This is a genomic window from Paraburkholderia sp. (assembly GCF_035948235.1).
Classification (GTDB): domain Bacteria; phylum Pseudomonadota; class Gammaproteobacteria; order Burkholderiales; family Burkholderiaceae; genus Paraburkholderia.
The window spans coordinates 1-18,623 of record NZ_DASZJJ010000197.1 but is presented as its reverse complement, the minus strand read 5'-3'; the positions used below and the strand labels follow the sequence as shown (position 1 = coordinate 18,623).

The 18,623-nt window shown below is 65.8% G+C and carries 11 protein-coding genes; 3 read left to right on the top strand and 8 right to left on the bottom strand.

The genetic code is table 11. The annotated features are described in order from the left end of the window. A partial coding sequence (locus VG320_RS16970) for an MOSC domain-containing protein (protein WP_327201249.1) occupies positions 1-627 on the top strand: 627 nt, incomplete at its 5' end. Between the two features lie 34 nt (positions 628-661). Here the strand turns inward: VG320_RS16970 and VG320_RS16965 are convergent. Together VG320_RS16965 and VG320_RS16960 are read right to left on the bottom strand one after the other, a co-directional pair. Next, positions 662-1,462: an AraC family transcriptional regulator gene (locus VG320_RS16965; protein ID WP_327201248.1), complete on the bottom strand. Its 801-nt coding sequence runs from the start codon at positions 1,460-1,462 to the stop codon at positions 662-664. Positions 1,463-1,522: 60 nt separating this feature from the next. Continuing rightward, complete coding sequence (locus VG320_RS16960; protein ID WP_327201247.1) at positions 1,523-1,864, bottom strand: FKBP-type peptidyl-prolyl cis-trans isomerase; 342 nt, start codon at positions 1,862-1,864, stop codon at positions 1,523-1,525. A 253-nt stretch (positions 1,865-2,117) separates the two neighbouring features. Here VG320_RS16960 and VG320_RS16955 point away from each other — a divergent pair, with 253 nt between their 5' ends. Continuing rightward, on the top strand, positions 2,118-2,879 hold the full coding sequence (locus tag VG320_RS16955; protein WP_327201246.1) for a sensor histidine kinase: 762 nt from the start codon (positions 2,118-2,120) through the stop codon (positions 2,877-2,879). Between the two features lie 148 nt (positions 2,880-3,027). Then, positions 3,028-4,482, top strand: a complete 1,455-nt coding sequence (locus VG320_RS16950; protein WP_327201245.1) for a hemolysin family protein — start codon at positions 3,028-3,030, stop codon at positions 4,480-4,482. On the opposite strand, the gene treY is transcribed toward VG320_RS16950, so the two are convergent. From treY to VG320_RS16920, 6 genes are all read right to left on the bottom strand, one after another. Continuing rightward, positions 4,479-7,373 carry a malto-oligosyltrehalose synthase gene (gene treY / locus VG320_RS16945; RefSeq protein ID WP_327201244.1) on the bottom strand — a complete coding sequence of 965 codons (2,895 nt, stop codon included), beginning with the start codon at positions 7,371-7,373 and terminating at the stop codon, positions 4,479-4,481. The two genes, VG320_RS16950 and treY, sit on opposite strands and share 4 nt — an antisense overlap. After that, positions 7,370-9,628 (bottom strand): 4-alpha-glucanotransferase, encoded by a 2,259-nt coding sequence (malQ, locus tag VG320_RS16940; protein ID WP_327201243.1) that lies wholly within the window; start codon positions 9,626-9,628, stop codon positions 7,370-7,372. Before malQ ends, treY begins: the two co-directional genes overlap by 4 nt. Next, positions 9,625-11,562: a malto-oligosyltrehalose trehalohydrolase gene (treZ, locus tag VG320_RS16935; protein ID WP_327201242.1), complete on the bottom strand. Its 1,938-nt coding sequence runs from the start codon at positions 11,560-11,562 to the stop codon at positions 9,625-9,627. Before treZ ends, malQ begins: the two co-directional genes overlap by 4 nt. A 15-nt stretch (positions 11,563-11,577) precedes the next feature. Beyond that, positions 11,578-13,809, bottom strand: coding sequence for a glycogen debranching protein GlgX (gene glgX / locus VG320_RS16930; RefSeq protein ID WP_327201241.1), 2,232 nt, complete (start codon positions 13,807-13,809; stop codon positions 11,578-11,580). Positions 13,810-13,889: 80 nt separating this feature from the next. Then, on the bottom strand, positions 13,890-16,106 hold the full coding sequence (glgB, locus tag VG320_RS16925) for a 1,4-alpha-glucan branching protein GlgB (protein ID WP_327201240.1): 2,217 nt from the start codon (positions 16,104-16,106) through the stop codon (positions 13,890-13,892). Then, the coding region (locus VG320_RS16920) for a putative maltokinase (RefSeq protein WP_327201239.1) at positions 16,099-18,623 on the bottom strand (2,525 nt) is incomplete at its 5' end. The genes glgB and VG320_RS16920, both read right to left, overlap by 8 nt.

Sequence of the window (18,623 nt, the reverse complement as noted above, 5' to 3'; positions counted from 1 at the left end):
CCACGCGGCAACGAAGCGCGCATGAGCGCGACGGTCTGGAAGGACACCTTCGATGCGCTCGACGAAGGCGACGAAGCCGCGCAGTGGTTCACGAGCGCGCTTGGCGTGCCGGTGCGTCTGGTGCGTTTTGCGCAGGACGTCACGCGCCTGGCGAGCAAGAAGTGGACTCTGGAGAATGACGCGCCCACGCAATTCGCCGACGGTTTTCCGATTCTCGTCACGAGCGAAGCGTCGCTGGCGGAACTCAACGAGCGTCTGGCGGCGAAGGGCGCCTCGCCAGTGCCGATGAGCCGCTTTCGTCCGAATATCGTGGTGGGCGATGCGGGCGAGGCATTCGAGGAGGACTTTATCGACACGCTGTCGATCGAAGCCGATGCGGGTCACGAGGACGTGGTGCTGCGCTTCGTGAAGCCGTGCGCGCGCTGTCCGATCACGACCATCGATCAACAGACCGGCGCACACGACGCGCAATGGCCGACGGAGCCGCTCGATACCTTGCAGACGTTTCGTGTCGATGCGCGTGTAGACGGCGGCCTGACCTTCGGGCAGAACGCGATTGTCGTGAGCGGTGCGGGCAAGCGCCTCGCCGTGGGCGCGCAGGCGCAGTGGGAATATCGCTTCGAATAAGGCGTTTTCGGAGCGAGGGATGCTTACCGCGCGCTCAATGCGCGGGCAGGGCGCGCCACTGTCCGGGCGCGAGTCCAAAGCGCCGCGTGAACGCGTGCGTGTAAGCGCTCTGGTCGCCAAAGCCCACTTCTAGCGCGATCTGCGTGAGCGAGCGGCGCGGGTCTGCGAGCAGCGCGAGCGAGGTGTCGAGGCGCAGACGCTGCAAATAGCGATGCGGCGTCTCGCCGAACGCTTCGATAAAGAGCTGATGAAAGCGCCGCATGCCAAAGCCGCAATGCGCGGCCAGATCGGCGATACGCAGCGGTTCCGCAAGATGCGCGCGCAGCCAGCGGTCGATGCGCGCGAAATCGAGTCCGGCGGCTGCGGCAAAATTCGTGTCGCCGGCAATGCCGGTTTGCGCGATAACGGCCGCGCACAGGCGTGCCGAAGCATCCCAATGGAAGCGCCGCGCACGCAGGCCGGTATCGGCGTCCTGCTGGGCCAGGCTGGCGCGCTGCGCAATCTGGCGCACGAGCGCGGTGAGCGCCGGATCGATACGCACGGCGCGCGCCGAATTGAACAGCCGTTCGGGCACCGCGAGCGAGGCCGCGGGCAGATCCAGCACAAGCTGGCAGTTCTCGCCGATACCCACATAATCATGCTGCGCGCCCGCTGGAATAAGCCAGGCGGAGCAGTCGTCGATGCGCTCGCCCACGCCGTTCACCGACATCTCCATCGACCCGTCGAGCCCGAGCACGATCTGATGAAAGTCATGCAGATCGGTGGCCTCGATTGCGCCGTAGCGGCGTAACTCGACGCCGGGCGCGACGACGGGGGCGTGGTGATGCGGATTCATGTCGAACGGCGGGGCGCGCAGACGTGTAGCGTCAGGCGATCAAAAGGACCGCCCTCGCATTCAGACGCCGAGCAGTTCCACTTCGAACACGAGCGTGGCGTTCGGCGGAATCACGCCGCCCGCGCCGCGCACGCCATAGCCGAGTTGCGGCGGAATCGTGAGCTTGCGCACGCCGCCCACCTTCATGCCCTGGACGCCTTCGTCCCAGCCCTTGATGACCATGCCGCCGCCCAGCACGAAGGCGAACGGGTCATTGCGGTCCTTGCTCGAATCGAACTTCTGGCCGTCCGTCAGCCAGCCGGTGTAGTGCACGCTGACCGTCTGGCCGGCTTTGGCTTCATCGCCGGTGCCTTCGGTCAGGTCTTCATACTTGAGGCCGGATGCGGTGGTCACGATAGACATGGAACACTCCTGAATCGGATTGGATAAAAGCGCTATTGTAGGCGCTTTGCAGGGCGTAGAGGCTCACCTGGCGCGGCAGAGGACACACGCGCCGCGTTACGCGTCGGGCACAGCGCATGCGCGCTCGATAAAGCGCGGGTGCGCGGCGCCACCGTGGCTTCGCGCCCCTGCCTATAATGGGGCCTTGGCCCAGCCCAGATGGACCGGCCGAACGGGCCAGCCCGCAGCAAGTGGGTGAGAAAAGAGGAAATCGATGGCGTCGACCACCACTACCCGTAGCGAACGAACGGCACGTCTGTGTGCCGAAGCCGCGCTCTTCATGCGTGATTACGTGCTCTCGCGCGTATCGCACGATTTGCGCAGCCCCCTGAATGCAATTCATAGCTGGGCCTACGTCCTCGACCGCAAGATCGATAACGCCGATGCCGCCGCACAGCGCGCGCTCGGCGGCATTCGTACGGGCGTGGAGCAACAGGTCCATCTGCTCGAAACACTCGTCGATACCACGCGCGCCGAAACCCGCAAGTTGCAGATCGAACGCGCGCCGTTCGAACTGGACGCGCTGATCGACGACACCGTGGCGGACGCACGCGCCGCGCTTGCCGATGCGCGTGGCGTGAGCTTCGCCGTGGAGGGCGTGCCCACGGGTGTCACGCTCGAAGCCGGACGCGAGCGCGTCGCCCAGGCGCTCTGGCTGCTGCTGGCCTTCGCCGCCGAAACCGGCGCGCGCGGCAGCACGGTGACGCTTGCCGTGAGCGCAACGTCCGCCGCAGCGCAATTCGAGCTGCGCTGGCAAGCAAGCCTCGACTCGCTGACCGACGACACCGAGCCGCACGTACTCGAACCCTTCGCCCGCACGCAGGCCCGCGAGCCGCAGGAAGCGGGGCGTTTCCCGTGGGTGCTGTCGCTGTGCCAGCGCGTCGCCGAAGCCCACGGCGGCCGCTTCGAGGCTCAACCGCTCGCGCAAGGCGAGGCCGCGCTGTTCACTTTGAGCGTGCCGGCGGGCGCCGCCTGACGCCGCCACATCAACTCATCGACCCGCGCCGGAGTCGTTTGCACCCAGCAAGACCTTGAGCGACTGGCCCGCCTTCGCGGGCCGTCGATGCCTTACGGGGTTCTTTCACCCCTTATACTGAGCGCTTCGCAATTCGGAGTTCCAGGTCTTGACTCAGCTCATCGCCCTGATCGGCGCGCTGTTCCTCGTTGCCCTCAACGGTTTTTTCGTCGCGGCGGAGTTCGGTCTCGTCAAGCTGCGCGCGACACGCGTGCAAAGTCTCGCGGCGGAGCACGGCCTGCGCGGGCGCCTGCTCGCCAAGGTTCACGGCCAGCTCGACGCCTATCTTTCCGCTTGCCAGCTTGGCATCACGCTCGCATCGCTCGGCCTTGGCTGGATCGGCGAGCCGGCTTTCGCGCAACTGCTTGAGCCGGTGTTCGATTGGGTCGGCGTGCATTCGCCGGAACTGATCCACGCGATTTCGCTGGTGTTCGCCTTCACGGCGATCTCGTTCCTGCATATCGTGGTGGGCGAACTGGCGCCCAAGTCGCTGGCGATCCGCGAGGCCGAAAAGATCTCGCTGTGGGCGGCTACGCCGCTCTACGGTTTCTACTGGACCATGTATCCGGCGATCTGGGCGCTCAATTCAAGCGCCAACGCGGTGCTGCGTCTGGCGGGTTTGTCCGCCGATCACGGCAGCGAGGCGCACTACTCGACCGAAGAACTCAAGCTGATCCTGCGTAGCCGCCGCGCCGCCGCGGAAGCCGAAGCCCAGGCCGCACTGCACTCGCATGCCGATACCGGCGCGCACGAAGGCGCGCATGGCCGCGCCGCGCGCCGCCGTCCCGCGCGCGAGGCCGCGGCCGGCCAGATGAACGCAGCGGCCGGCAGCGCGAGCGCATTGAGCGTTGACGAATGGAACACGCTGGCCCATTCGCTCGACTTCTCGCGCCTGACCGTCTCCGACCTCATGCGTCCGGCGCACGAGATGGTGGGGCTGCGCCGCGACCTCTCGCTGCGCGAGAACATGCAGATCGTCGCGCGTCATCGCTTCAGCCGTTATCCGCTGTTCGAGGACGCGTCGGGCGAACACGTCGCGGGCCTGATTCACCTGAAAGATCTGCTGCTCGCGCGCGAAGCCGGCCACACGCTCGACGATCTCGGCAAATTCGTGCGGCCGGTGCAGTACGTGAAGCCCGAGACGCCCGCGCTCGCGCTGTTCCGGCGCTTTCGCAAGGGCGCGCCGCACTTCGCGCTGGTCGGGCGCAAGGGTATGCGGCCAAGCGGCTTTCTCACGCTCGACAATCTGCTGGGCGCGCTGGTCGGTCAGATCCACGACGAATTCCATCAGGCCGATACCGACTGGACCCGCATGGACGACGGCACGCTGATGGGCCGGGGTAGCCTGCCGGTGGTGTCGCTGGAGCAGGCGCTCGGTATCGACATCGACGAAGGACAGGCCGAATCGGTGGGCGGCCTCGTGATTCACGCGCTCAACGATCTGCCGACCGAAGGGCAGCGCGTGTCGTTCGATCGCTTCGATATCGTCGTGAAGAAGATGAAGGGGCCGCGCATCGTGCTCGTGCGTATCTACCCGAAGGATCTGGAAGACGAGGGCGGTTAAGCTCCGCCTCGCGTGACGTTGGTGAGCACCGCGACCGGCAGCGCCGCGAGCACATCGCGCAGATGGAGCCAGTTGGCCTGATCGCCCTGAACGGTATCCTTGCTGGCGGTGTGGTCCACATCGGCGAGCCAGTCGTGCAGCGCCGACGCCGGGCAGCCCTTGGGCAGCGCAATGGCGGTGTCGTCCCAGCGTTGCGCCGCGACGCACGGCACATCGCCATCGAGCAGCGCCGCCGCGTGACGCGTGCCGACGATGATGGCCCAATGATCGCCGTGGCGTCGCGCAAACGCGATCCCATGCGCGGCCAAAGCGCCGCGCACTTCCAGCGGCCAATATTCCCCTTCACGCAGCAGGCCCGGCGCGCGCTCGCGCAGCGCGAGCAGCCGGTGAATCACGGCCTGCTTCACGTGGGCGTCGCGCCAGTTTGCGAGTTTGGCGGCGGGTGTGGTGTCATTGAGCGCCGCCGCGCGCTGCACATAATCCACGGGCCGCCGGTTGTCGGGATCGACCAGACTGAAGTCCCATAGCTCCGTGCCCTGATAGAGATCGGGCACACCCGGCGAGGTCAGGCGCAACACAGTTTGCAACAGTGTATTCAACGCGCCAGCGGGCGCGACGCGCGCGACGAACGTCGTCAACTCGTGCAGAAAGCCTTCGCGCCGCTGCGGCGAAAGAATGTCGAACAAAAATGCCTGGCACTCCGATTCATAGTTTTCGTCGGGCGCAATCCAGCTGGTGCGCTGCTTCGCTTCGCGCAGCGCCTTCAGTTGCCACTGCGCGACACGCTCGGCCAGCGCATGCACACCGGCTTCGTCGGCGGGGTCGAGATCGGGCGGCCAGCAGCCCACCAGCGTCTGGTAGAGCATCGCTTCGACGGTAGGACCGGGCGACCATTGCGCCGCTTCGTTGGCGTTGCCATTGCGCCGCTGCGGCTGGTTGAGCGTGGACCAGGCACGCAGCGTGGCGCTCCACTCGGACGCGATTTCGCTCAGCACGGCCAGGCGCGCGCGCACGTCTTCCCCACGCTTGTGATCGTGCGTGGCGGTGGCGAGCAGCGCGTAAGGCGTGCGGCGCTGGCGCTGCGCGTTGGCGGCGTGAAAAGCCGCGACGTCGAGCGAAAAATCGTCGGGATCGGTGCCCACGTCGTTGCGCGACAGCAGGCGTCCATAGCGATAGAGCGCAGTGTCCTCGGTCGCCTTGGCCGCGAGCGGCGCGGTCAACTGCGAGAACAGCGCGAGCGCCGTGCGTTGCGCGATCAATGCGTGGCTCAAAGGCACGGCTTGCGGATTCGGTCCGCTGTGCTTGCCCGCTTTGGCGCTGGTGGATGCATTGCTCGCGCGCGCCGTTTTTACATCGCCGCCATTAGTCGCATCGGGCGCACGCGCGCCAAGCCACGCATCGACCTGATCGAGCGCACCGAGATTCGCGCGCGGCAGTGTCATACGCGCGGCGGCGAGTGCAACGTCGAAATAACGATTATCGGTCGCGCTGCGCAAGCCGTTGCTGGGATAGATCCGATAAACCGGAAAGTGCATCGCCAGTTGCGCTACGACGCGGTGCACGGTCGCGAAAGTAAAGTCGCGTGTGCCCGGCTGTTCGCGCGCGATCCGGTGCAGCGCGCGCGCCGCGTGATCGAGTTCTGCCGCAAGCGATGCAGTCAATATCTCGCGGCGCGCGTCGAGCGACACCTGCGCAAACGAGGCATCGTCGCCGGAAATCGCGGCCCAGGTCTCGGCCAGCGGCGCGACACCCGCACGATCGTGCAGCAGCGCGCCCACATCGTTCATGAAGTCATAACCGGTCGTGCCCTGTACCGGCCAGTCGTCGCGCAGCGCCTCGCCGCGCGCGAGAATCTTTTCGACCACGATATAAGGCGCGCCCGCGCGCAACGAGGCGAGCCGCTGGCGCAGGCGCTCGCAGTATTCGCGCGGATCGGCGAGACCGTCGATATGATCGATGCGCAGACCGTCGATCACCCCATCGGCATAGAGCCGGAAGATCAGTTTGTGCACGGCCTCGAACACATCGTGCCGCTCCACGCGCACGCCCGCGAGAGAACTGACGTCGAAGAAACGCCGCCAGTTGACTTCGTCCGTGGCCGTGCGCCACCACGCGAGGCGAAAATGCTGCCGCTCCAGCAGCCGATGCAGGCGGTCGCGCGCCGCTGGATCGGCACTTTTATAGGATTCCATAATAAAGTCGATGCCATCCCTGCCTTCGCGTTCGACCCATTCGTGCAAGGTCTCGCGCGCGGCGGCGGCGCGCACCTGATCGTCGGGCTGGGTGCTGAGACCCTGGAACGACGCCGCAAGCGCAGCCAGATCGGCGCGATTGGATGCTTGCAGAAGCGCCGCGTATTCGGTGGGGCAGATCGGGCACACATGCGGTCCGTATTGCGCGAAAAAGCGCGCCTTGGCTGCATCGAATTTCAGTTCGATGCGGCCTGCCGCCAGTTCTTCGCCGTATTGCGCGCCCAGAAAAGGCATCAGCACCTTGCCGCGCAGGGCGGGATCGGGCGAGTGCCAGTCCACGTCGAAGTGGCGCGCGAACGCGCTATGCCGCCCCCATTCGAGAATATCGAGCCACCAGGCGTTATGCGATCCGCCCGCGCCCATGTGGTTCGGCACCATATCGACGATGAGACCCATGCCGCGCGCGTGTGCCGCATCCGCGAGCCGCCGCAACGCGCCTTCGCCGCCCAGTTCCGCGCTCACCGTGCCGTAATCGACCGTGTCGTAGCCGTGCATCGAACCCGGCTGCGCGGTCGTAATCGGCGAAAGATACAAATGGCTCACGCCAAGCGCGGCGAAATAGTCGAGTTGCGCGAGCGCGTCGTCGAACGTGAACTCGTGATGCAGCTGCAGGCGCAGCGTGGCGCGGGGAAGTGTCATGGCGTCGGCGGAACGGGAGGCGCGGCGGGGGCGGCGCTCGGGCTATGGCTCGCGCTATGTGTTGCATGCGCCGTTCCCGCAGCTTCGCGCGCGCGCACGATCGTCTCCACGCGCGCGGCGAAGGCGGGATCGGCGTACAGGGCGTCGACGGGCAGCGGCAGGCGCTGGCGCCAGTTAGGATGCTCGTCGATCGAGCCCGGCAGATTCGGTTGATCGGCAAGCCCCAGCAGGTCTTCGAGCGGACAGGTCACGAGCGGGCTGACGCTTGCCGCCACGTAGCCGAGCGCGCCGTTCACGGGCGGATCGTCGGGGGCCGCAATGGCGGCTTCGGGCGCGGCGAAGCCGGTCTGCTGGAGCGCGCGCCAGAGCGCGGCGCGGTCGTGCTCGCGCTGCGCATGTTCGAGCGCGACGGGATCGCGCCCGTCCGCGCGCGGCAGGGTCTGACCGATGCGGTTGCGCCAGTCGATATCGGCGCCGCGCCACCAGCCCGCCACCGTGGGCAGATCGTGCGTGGTGGTGGTGGCGACGCCGTGCGCGTCGTAACGCGCGGGTGGCAGAAAGCCATCGCCTTCGCGCTCGAACCAGAGTACGCGGATGCCGTAAAGCCCGTGCGCCGCCAGACGCTCGCGCAGGCCCGGCGGCACGGTGCCCAGATCCTCCCCGATCACGATCGCCTGATGACGCCACGATTCGAGCGCGATCAGGCGCACCAGATCGTCGAACGGATAGCGCAGATACGCGCCATGTTTCGCGCTTTCGCCCTCGGGCACGAGCCATAGCCGCCGCAGCCCGAGGATGTGGTCGATGCGCACGCCGCCCGCGTGCGCGAACGCCGCGCGCAGCATGTCGATAAAGGCGCGAAAACCGTTGTTGTGCATCGCGCGCGGCGAGAACGTCGTGAGGCCCCAGCTTTGCCCGGCCTGATTGAAGATGTCGGGCGGCGCGCCTACCGAGACGCGCTGCAGCATGTCGTTGGGCAGCGACCACGCATGCGAGCCCGCGCCGTCGCAGCCCACGGCGAGGTCGGCGACCAGACCGATCGACATGCCCGCGTCGCGCGCGGCGCGCTGTGCCTGGGTCAGCCCTTCGGCGGCGAGCCACTGCAGGAAGCGGTAAAAGTCCACTTCGCGGCGATGCTCGGTGGCGAATGTAGCGACCGCGGGATTGCGCGGATCGCGCAGCGCTTCCGGCCAGTCGCGCCAATGGCGCATGCCGCCGCTCGCTTCTGCGCCGCCGCTGAGCATCGCTTCCTGAAGCGCCTCGAAACGCGCGTGATCTTCGAGCGCTTCGCCGCCGCGCGCGCAGAAGGCCTCGAACGCGGCCGCGCGCGGCGAGCCGCTCGCGCGCTCGGTCGTATCGAAGCGCTCGAACAGCACGCGCAGCACCTTGAGCTTGAGCGGCACGGCGCGTTGCCAGTCGATCAGCGGTAGCGCTTCGAGTTCGCGCCAGGCGTCGCCTGCCTGCGCCGCGATGATGGCGTCGCGCGCGGCCTGCTCGCCGAACACGGCGGCAGGATCGATATGCGTGACGTTGAGCCAGAGCCGCGAGGAGGGCGAGTAGGGGCTGAAGTGCCCCGGATCGGCGCAGAACATCGCATGGGTAGGGCTGACCGCGAGGGCCTGCGCGCCGTGTCGTGCGCTATGCGTGGCGAGCGTCTCCAGGGCGCTGTAGTCGCCGATGCCACCATCGCCATTGCGTCGGAGTCCATATAATTGCGCGGCGACACCCCAAAGCGGCGGCACGTTTTTGCTGTCGCTGCCGTGGCGGGCGCGCCATGCATCGGCGACATTGTGGCAACGCGGCGGCGCAACCGCAATTTTCAGGCGATGGTCGTTGACGCTGAGCGTGTGATAACCCGGCTCGGAGAGCGGTGCGAGCAGCGCGGGCGCGCCCTTGGGCGACGTGAAGCGGCCTTCGATATGCTTGCCGTTCTCTAGATCTACGCGATAGTGGCTGCCGGTGCGCACAACCGATGCGGGCAACTCGATCGCGCTCTCGTATTCGGCGGTGATGAGCGGCGGCAGGCGGCGCGACGATTGTTCCGCATTGAGCATGGACGCGCTGTGGCGCATCTGCGTGGCGTTCGCGCAGGGCAGGCCCATGCATTCGAGCAGCGCTTCGAGCGTGCTGTCCGGCACGCGTTGCACGATGCCGTGCGCGTCCAGCCATTCGACTTCGAAGCCCGCGCGCTGTGCGAGATCCGCAAGTGCTTCGCTGCGCCGCGCGCTGCCTGCGCTGCTGTTGTGGTCTTTCATGCGAGCGGCTCCTCGCGCCGTACCTGGCGCGCGTCGTGATGCTGCGCGTACTCGGGCACGTTGCCGGTGAGCCAGACCACGCAGGCGCTTTCTGGCAGCACGCCGTTAGCTGTACGGTCGCGTGCGCGCGGCGGCGTTTCGAATACCACCATGCCTTCGGGCTGCGTTTCAAGCCGCACGCCGTCATGGCCAAGATTGAGCGCGATCGTCCACGTCTGCCCATCGTCCAGACGCCAGCGCGCGATCAATGCGCGCGCGCCGTTACCTTCGTCGTCGGCGAGCACTTGCGCGCCGAGCGCGCGTGCATGGTGCAGGCGCGGCATCAGCAGACGCGCGCGCACCACCAGCGCGGATTTGTAGAAGTGCATCCAGTCGCGCCGTTCGTCGTCGAGCGGCGCATCGGCGGGCGGCGACGAATTGATGAACGTCTGCACGTCGTTCGGATCAGGGATCTGCGCGCGCTGCTTTTCGTCGTTGAACGCGGCGAAGGCCTTGAATTCGCGGCGGCGTCCCTCGCGCACCGCATCGGCGAGATCGCCTTCGAAGGCGGTAAAAAACTGGAACGGCTGCGTTGAGCCGTATTCCTCTTCCATAAACAACAGCGGAATTTGCGGCGACAGCAGCAGAAGCGCCGTGGCCGCGCGCAGCGCATCGTCGTCGGCGAGCGTGCGCAGGCGGTCGCCGAACGCGCGGTTGCCGATCTGGTCGTGGTTCTGCAGGAACATCACGAACGAGGTGGGCGGCAGATGCCCGCTTGGCTCGCCGCGCGGTTTGCCGTCATGGACGGGCGATGGATCGCCCTGGTAAATAAACCCTTCGCTCAGTGCGCGCGCGAGTTTCTGGATTGGATGATCGATGAAGCCGCGATAGTAGCCCTCGGATTCGCCGGTGAGCATGACGTGCAGTGCGTGATGGACGTCGTCGTTCCATTGCGCGTTGAAATGTGTTTCCAGAAGATTCGCTTCGTTATGCTCATTTTCCAGTACGAGATGCACATGGCGACCCGGCTCCACGCGTGCCTGCACGTGGTCGGCGAGTTCGCGCAGCCACTCGGGATTGTCGATCGCATGCACGGCGTCGAGGCGCAGGCCGTCGAAACGATATTCGCTGAGCCAGTAAAGCGCGTTGTCGCTGTAGAAGTCGCGTACTTCGGGGCGCTCGAAATCGAGTGCTTCGCCCCAGGGCGTGTGCGTTCCCGCCTTGAAGAACGGCTTCGCATACTGGCCGAGCCAGTTGCCGTCCGGGCCGAAATGGTTGTAGACCACGTCGAGAAATACCTGCAAACCCAGCCCATGCGCGGTGTCGATGAGTTCCTTGAGTTCTTCGGGCGTGCCATAGGCTGCGTGCGGCGCGTAGGGCAAGACCACGTCGTAACCCCAGCCGCGCTCGCCAGGATAGTCGTTCAGCGGCATCAATTCAATGGCCGTGATGCCGATATCGGCCAGCGCGGGCAGACGCTTCATCACGCCGCGATAGCCGCCCAGCGCGCCCACATGCAATTCGTAGAGCACCGTTTCTTCCCACGGCCGGCCGCGCCAATGCGTGTGCTGCCAGGCGTAAGCGCGCGCGTCGAGCACTTCGCTCGGGCCATGTACGCCTTGCGGCTGGAAGCGCGAAGCGGGGTCGGGCACGAGTTGGCCACCGTCGATGCGGTAGCGGTAGAGCGTGCCCGCGCCGCATGGCGCCTGCGCCTCGAACCAGCCGTTATGCGAAGGCGTCATGTCGAGCGGCGCGGGCGCCGCTTGCCCGTCTGCGCTTTCGAATACGACCTGTACGGCGGTGCACGATGGCGCCCAGAAGCGAAAGCGCGTGTGCGGCTGCGCGAGCGCCGCGCCCGTCAATTGCGCGCCGAACGGCAGGCAGTGCATGTAATGGCGAACGTGCGGTTCGTGAGGCTTGTGCGAATGATGGGGATCGTCGGGATGCAAGGCCATGGGCGGTTCCTGTAGCTATCCGGCAGCGCTTTCGTCTGCTTTTTCATCGGCGTCAGCGTTCGGCGCGGCGGCGGGGTGACGTGGATCGGGCGGCGGCGGCCCGTGCCGGGCGCTTTCGGCGCTTGCTTCGGCATCGTGTTCCGCGTATCGCGAAGGCCGCGCGCAAAGCACCACCAGCGCATGAGCGGCAACCTCGAAACTCACGTCGTGCAAGGCCTGCGGCGGCGCATCGGGCTTCGCGCTGTCGAGCAGCACGGACCACGCCAGGCGCGGCGCGGGCGCCGTGAATGTCACGTCATGTGCGGAGGCATTCAGCATCATCAACAATACTTCGATTTCGCCATCGAGGCCCGCTCCCGCGCGCCGTACCGCGAGCACGCGCGCCTCGGGGTCCTGCCACGCCTCGGGCGAGAGGCGTTCGCCGTATTCGTCGAACCAGTCGATGTCGTGCATGCCCGGCAACACCTCGCGGTCGCCGAACAGAAAGTGCGTCTCGCGCAGCAAGGGATGATCCCGCCGCAGCGCAATCGCGCGCGCGACGAACGCAGTCATGGCCTGGCCCTCGGGGGTGGCGGCGAGCGACCAGTCGAGCCAGGAAATCTCGTTGTCCTGGCAGTAGGCATTGTTATTGCCGCGCTGCGTGCGGATCGTTTCGTCGCCGGCCAGCAGCATCGGCGTGCCGATCGCAATGAACAGCGTCGCCAGCATCGAGCGCGCGACGCGCGCCCGCGTTTCCAGAATTGCCGGGTCCTCCGTCGGTCCTTCGACGCCCCAGTTCGCACTCCAGTTTTCGTTGTGGCCGTCTCGGTTGTCTTCGCCATTTGCTTCGTTGTGCTTGCGTTCGTAGGAGACCAGATCGGCAAGCGTGAAGCCGTCGTGGGAGGTCACGAAATTGAGCGAGGCCCACGGCCGGCGTGTGCGTTTGTCGAACAGGTCGGCGGAACCCGTGAGACGCGCGGCCAGATCGGCGCGCTGGCCCGGCGCGCCGCGCCAGTAGCGCCGCACGCTGTCGCGAAAACGGTCGTTCCATTCGGCGAATCCCGGCGGATGATTGCCGAGTTGATAGCCGCCTGGCCCCACATCCCACGGCTCGGAAATCAGCTTGACCTGCGACAGCACCGGGTCCTGGCGCAGCACGTCGAAAAACCCGCTGGCGGGATCGAAGCCGTGCGCCTCGCGCCCGAGCGTCACGCCCAGGTCGAAACGGAAGCCGTCGATGCGATACGACGTGACCCAGTAGCGCAGGGAATCGACGACCATCTGCAGCACGCGTGGATGCGAGAGATTGACGGTGTTGCCGCAACCGGTGTCGTTGATCAGGTGGCGTTCGTCGCCGGGCACGCAGCGGTAATAACAGGCATTGTCGAGACCGCGCCACGAGACCGTTGGGCCAATTTCGCCGCTTTCGCAGGTGTGGTTGTAGACCACGTCGAGGATCACCTCGATGCCCGCCGCGTGCAACTGGCGCACGGCGATGCGCATTTCGTCGGGATCGTAGCCCGAGAGATACGACGGTTCGGGCGCGAAAAACGCCGCGCTGTTGTAACCCCAGTAGTTGCGCAGCCCGCGCTCGACTAAAAAGCGCTCGTTCAAAAACGCGTGGACGGGCAGCAGTTCCACGGCGGTCACGCCCAGCTTGTGCAGATGTTCGATGAAATGCGGGACGCCCAGCGCGGCGAAGGTGCCGCGTGTATGCGAGCGCAGATCGTGACGCAGCATCGAAATGCCGCGCAGATGCGTTTTGTAGATGACGGTTTTGCCCCATGGAGTATTGGGGCGCACATCGTGCGACCAGTCGAAGGTATCGTGGCTGACCACGGCCTTGGGCATAGCGGGCGCGGAGTCGCGCCGGTCGAGCGATAGATCGGCGCGATTCGAATGCACGCGATAGCCATAAAGCGTATCCGACCAGCGAAACTGGCCGACCAGCCGCCGCGCGTAAGGATCGAGCAGCAGCTTGTACGGATTGAAACGATGCCCCTGATGCGGCTGATACGGCCCGTGCGCGCGCAGGCCGTAGACGGTGCCAGGATGCGCGCCCGGCAGATAGCCGTGCCAGATTTCGTCAGTGCATTCGGGCAAGGTGTAGCGCGTGCGCTCCTTGCGGCCGGTGGGATCGAACAGGCACAACTCAATACGCCACGCGTGTGCGGAAAACACCGCGAAGTTCGTGCCCAGCCCATCCCACGTCGCGCCCAGCGGATACGGCGAACCGGGCAGCAAGCGCTCGGGGATGCCGTTAGCCATATCGATGCTCCTTCTCGTGCTTCTTGTATTGCATCGGATTCCTGATGAGTGCCGCTCCTGCCAGTCATTTTGCCTGTCGATTAACGCCGTAGCCGCAGCACCAACGTGCCCAGCGGCGGCAGCGTCAGTGCGGCCGATTGCGGCTTGCCGTGGCTTTGCACCGGCTCGGTCGAAACGAGCCCTCCATTGCCGGTATTCGAGCCGCCGTAGACTTCCGCGTCGGTGTTGAGCGCTTCTTCCCACTGGCCCGGCTGCGGCATGCCGATGCGGTAGCCGTGACGCGGCACCGGCGTGAAGTTGCAGACCACCACGACCTCGCGGCCCGCGCCATCGACGCGCCGCCACGCGAGTACGCTGTTTTCGCTGTCGTCGGCGACGAGCCATTCGAAGCCGCCCGGCTCCGTGTCCAGCACATAGAGCGCGCTCTCCTCGACATAGAGCCGGTTGAGATCGCGCACGAGCGTCTGTACGCCGCGATGCAGCGGGTCGTCGAGCAGATTCCAGTGCGGCGTGCCGTCGTGATCGAATTCGGCCAGTTGCCCGAATTCGCCGCCCATGAACATCAGCTTCTTGCCCGGATGCCCCCACATAAAGCCGAAATACGCGCGCAGGTTGGCGAATTTCTGCCAGCGGTCGCCCGGCATCTTGCCGAGCAGCGACCCCTTGCCATGCACGACTTCGTCATGGGAGAGCGGTAGCACGAAACGTTCGGAGTACGCATAGACCATCGCGAAGGTCATCAGGTGATGGTGATAACGCCGGTACACCGGATCTTCGTGCATGAAATGCAGCGTGTCGTGCATCCAGCCCATGTTCCATTTGAACTGGAATCCCAGTCCGCCATCCTCGGGACGCGCGGTCACGCCCGGCCATGCCGTCGATTCCTCGGCGATGGTAATGACGCCGGGGCGCTGCGGCACATACTGCGTCTCGTGATTGAGGCGCTTGAGAAAGGCGATCGATTCGAGATTTTCGCGCCCGCCGTAGATATTCGGCACCCATTCGCCTTGCGCGCGCGAATAGTCGCGATAGAGCATCGAGGCCACCGCATCGACACGCAGGCCATCGACGTGATAACGCATCAGCCACGCCAGACCGGAGGCGATCAGGAACGCGCTCACCTCTTTGCGGCCGAGGTTGTAAATCATCGTGTTCCAGTCGGGGTGATAGCCCTCGCGCGGGTCTGCGTGCTCGTACAGCGCAGTGCCGTCGAATTCGATCAGGCCGTGCGCGTCATTGGGGAAGTGCGCGGGGACCCAGTCGAGGATCACGCCAAGGCCCGCCTCGTGTGCGCGATCGACGAACGCGGCGAAGTCGAGCGGGGAACCTAGTCGCGCCGTCGGCGCGAACTGCGAAAGCGGCTGATAACCCCACGATCCGCCGAACGGATGCTCGGCGATGGGCAGCAGTTCGATATGCGTGAAGCCCATGCCCTGGGCGTACGGGATCAGACGCTCGGCAAGCGCGCGCCAGTCGGGCGTGGGTGCATCGGCGCCTTGCGTGGGCAGCCAGGACTGCGCGTGCACTTCGTAAATCGACATGGCCGCGCGCGTGTTCTGGCGCTGCGCGCGCCCTTGTATCCATTCGTGGTCGTGCCACGCGAAATGGTCGAGCGCTTCAAGGGGCGCGACGATGGACGCCGTGGCGGGCGGCGCTTCGGTCTGGAACGCGCATGGGTCGGATTTGAGCGGCAGCGTGTTGCCGTTCGCACCGACGATCTCATACTTGTAACGCGCGCCCGCCGCCACGCGCGGAATGAACAGTTCCCACACGCCCGCCTCGAAACGCAGGCGCATGGGATGGCGGCGTCCGTCCCATGCATTGAAGTCGCCCACCACTGACACGCGCCGCGCATTCGGTGCCCAAACGGCAAAGCGCACGCCGGGCACGCCCTCGCATACGACAGGGCGCGCGCCCAGACATTCGAGTACCGCATAGGGATCGCCATCGGCAAGACGGCGCAAGGCGTCCTCGGAAAGCTGCGGGCTAAAAGTGTAGGGATCCTCTATTTCCTGCTTCACCCCATGCCAGTCGATCTCCAGCCGATAGGGCACCGCTTCGGCAAGCGGGCCAGCGAACAGGCCCGCCGGATGCACTTGCGTGAGTTCCGCGAGCGTCTGGTCGCGTTCGCGCGCGAGCACGCTCACGCGTGAGGCGTTCGGCAGCCACGCGCGCACATAGGGCGCGCCGTCGACCCAGTGCAGCCCGAGCACGGAGAACGGATCGGCATGGCGCGCGTTAATCAGCGCGTCGATGTCGTGATGTTGCAAGCCGGCGTCCGGGGCGCGCTCAGGCATGTCCGCTCCCTCCCGTATGAGTGTGTCCGTGAACCTGATTCGGCGTGACGCCGAGCACGCTGCTGGCGAGCGCGGCAAGGCCCCGGATCGGCAGGGCGAGCCAGGAAGGCCGGTTGGCGGCCTCGTAGCGGATCTCGTAAGCGGCCTTTTCGATCAGGAACAGCGCGAGCAGCGCCTGCTCGTGCGAGGCGCTCACGAGCGAAATAGGCGCATTGGTGACGGCCGCGCGATATTGGCTCAGGAAGGTTTCGGCGGCGTGGCCACGGAAGCGTTCGAACAGTGTGCGCTTGCGGTCGGCGATCTGTTGCGGCGCGCTTTCAGTGCTAGATTGCGCGGCCGCGCCTGCATAGGACAGCGAGCGCAGCAGACCCGCAACGTCGCGCAGCGAGCATTGCTTCGCACGGCGATAGTCGAGCGAGCGCGCCGGTTCGCCTTCGAAATCGATCAGATAGGCGTCGCCTTGTGCGAGCAGCACCTGGCCCAGATGGAAGTCGCCATGAATGCGGATACGTGCTGCTGATGCGTCGGCGGGCACGAGATTTTCGACCGCCTTGATAAGCGCATCGCGCCGATCGATCAGGCTGCGCGCGAGTTCGCGTGCGTCGTCATCGAGCGTATGCACGTCGTCGCCCACATGCTGAGCGACGATGTCGAGCGCTTCGATCAGCATCTTCTTCGTATCGGCGACCCACTGGCGTACGTCTTCCTGCGTGGCGGCCTCGGGGGCGAATGCGGGGTCATCGGTGGGCGATGCCAGTACGGCGTGCAATTCGCCTAAGCGCTTGCCGATCGCGCCGATCACCGCCGCGTAGTTTTTCATGACTTCTTCTTCGTGGGCCGGATCGGAGCTTTCGCCATCGTCCGCAGCCAGCGCCAGTTCGTCGATGGTGCGGCGCAGATAGTCGAGCGCCCACGCCCACGCATCGCCCTGGTTGTCGATAAAGCCTTGCAGGATCGCGAGCGTATGCGGTACGCCCTCTGGATCGACGCGCACGACTTCGCCATACAGCGGCGCGGTGTTCGCATAGCCGAGCCTGGTCAGATAGCGGCTCATTTCCGCTTCGGGGTGCACGCCCGCCATCAGGCGGCGCACCAGCTTCAGCACCAGCGCTTCCGCGATGATGAGCGAGCTGTTGCTTTGCTCGGCGGCCAGCCAGCGTATTTCGGGTTCCTCACCCAGTTCAAGTTCGTCCAGCCGGTCGGTCGGCTCGAAGCGGATCGTGCTGCCTTGCACGGTGGGCACGGCGGCGCGCTCGTGCAGCTTGCGCAACACGCCATAGGCGAACCACGGCAGCGAGAACGCGTCCGTGAGATAGCCGATGGTGCGCCCGCGCCGCACGCGCGAAAGCGCGAGCTGGATGTGCAGCGGCGTCGTGGTGTCCGCGCCCCAGGTGATAGCGATCGGCAGGACGTAGCGCTCGCTCGTGCCGTCAGCGAGTTCCGCTTCGATTTCGGTGAAGGCGAATCCTGCGCCCTGGATGGTGGTGAGGGCAGCCAGCTTCACGCTGCGCAGCGGTTTGTCCTTCGAGGCGAACCAGCGACGTCGCGACAGCCATGACGGCAATACTTCGGATTCGAGCAGCCGCACGTTCTCCGGCGTAGCGCCGGTCTGGCCTTCGCGGATCACGACCGTGACGAATTCGGGCAGTTGTTCCGAAATCGGCTGACTCCACGATGGACGCTGGCTGCCCGGGCAGAGCAGGAACCACAGAAAGCCGTAAGGCGGAAACGTCAATAGATAGGGTAACTGACCAATCGGCGGGAATACGGAATCGGCGGTCATTTCCACGGGCGCGGTGCCCGCGAATTCGGACAGGTCGAGTTCGACGGCCTGAGGCGCGCGCGAAAGATTCGCCACGCACAGGATCGACGGCTCGCCCGGCATCTCGCGCAGATACGCCAGAATCTTGCGATTGGCGGGCCGTAAAAAGCGGATCGTGCCGCGCCCGAAGGCCTGTTTCGCGCGCCGTGTGGCCAGCATGCGGCGCGTCCAGTTGAGCAGCGAATGCGGGTCGCGCGTCTGTGCCTCGACGTTGATCGCATCGTAGCCGTAGAGCGAGCCCATCAGCGGCGGCAACACCAGTTGCTCGGGGTCGGCGCGCGAGAATCCACCATTGCGGTCGGACGACCACTGCATTGGCGTGCGCACGCCGTCGCGGTCGCCCAGGTGGATGTTGTCGCCCATGCCCAGTTCATCGCCGTAATAGATCACAGGCGTGCCGGGCATGGACAGCAGCAACGAATTGATCAGCTCGATGCGGCGGCGGTCGCGCTCCATGAGTGGCGCAAGACGCCGGCGAATGCCCAGATTCAGGCGCGCGCGCCGGTCGCTCGCGTAGGTGTTCCAAAGATAGTCGCGCTCGGAATCGGTGACCATCTCCAGCGTCAGTTCGTCGTGATTGCGCAGAAACAACGCCCACTGGCATTCCGGAGGAATCGACGGTAGCTGGTCCATGATCTCGATAATCGGCCAGCATTGCTCGCGCCGCATGGCCATGAACATACGCGGCATCAGGG

What these genes read in the sequence shown, in the direction of transcription:
- VG320_RS16965 (WP_327201248.1), bottom strand. Translation starts at nt 1,462, where the DNA reads ATGAATCCGCATCACCACGCCCCCGTCGTCGCGCCCGGCGTCGAGTTA.
- VG320_RS16960 (WP_327201247.1), bottom strand. Translation starts at nt 1,864, where the DNA reads ATGTCTATCGTGACCACCGCATCCGGCCTCAAGTATGAAGACCTGACC.
- VG320_RS16955 (WP_327201246.1), top strand. Translation starts at nt 2,118, where the DNA reads ATGGCGTCGACCACCACTACCCGTAGCGAACGAACGGCACGTCTGTGT.
- treY (WP_327201244.1), bottom strand. Translation starts at nt 7,373, where the DNA reads ATGACACTTCCCCGCGCCACGCTGCGCCTGCAGCTGCATCACGAGTTC.
- malQ (WP_327201243.1), bottom strand. Translation starts at nt 9,628, where the DNA reads ATGAAAGACCACAACAGCAGCGCAGGCAGCGCGCGGCGCAGCGAAGCA.
- treZ (WP_327201242.1), bottom strand. Translation starts at nt 11,562, where the DNA reads ATGGCCTTGCATCCCGACGATCCCCATCATTCGCACAAGCCTCACGAA.
- glgX (WP_327201241.1), bottom strand. Translation starts at nt 13,809, where the DNA reads ATGGCTAACGGCATCCCCGAGCGCTTGCTGCCCGGTTCGCCGTATCCG.
- glgB (WP_327201240.1), bottom strand. Translation starts at nt 16,106, where the DNA reads ATGCCTGAGCGCGCCCCGGACGCCGGCTTGCAACATCACGACATCGAC.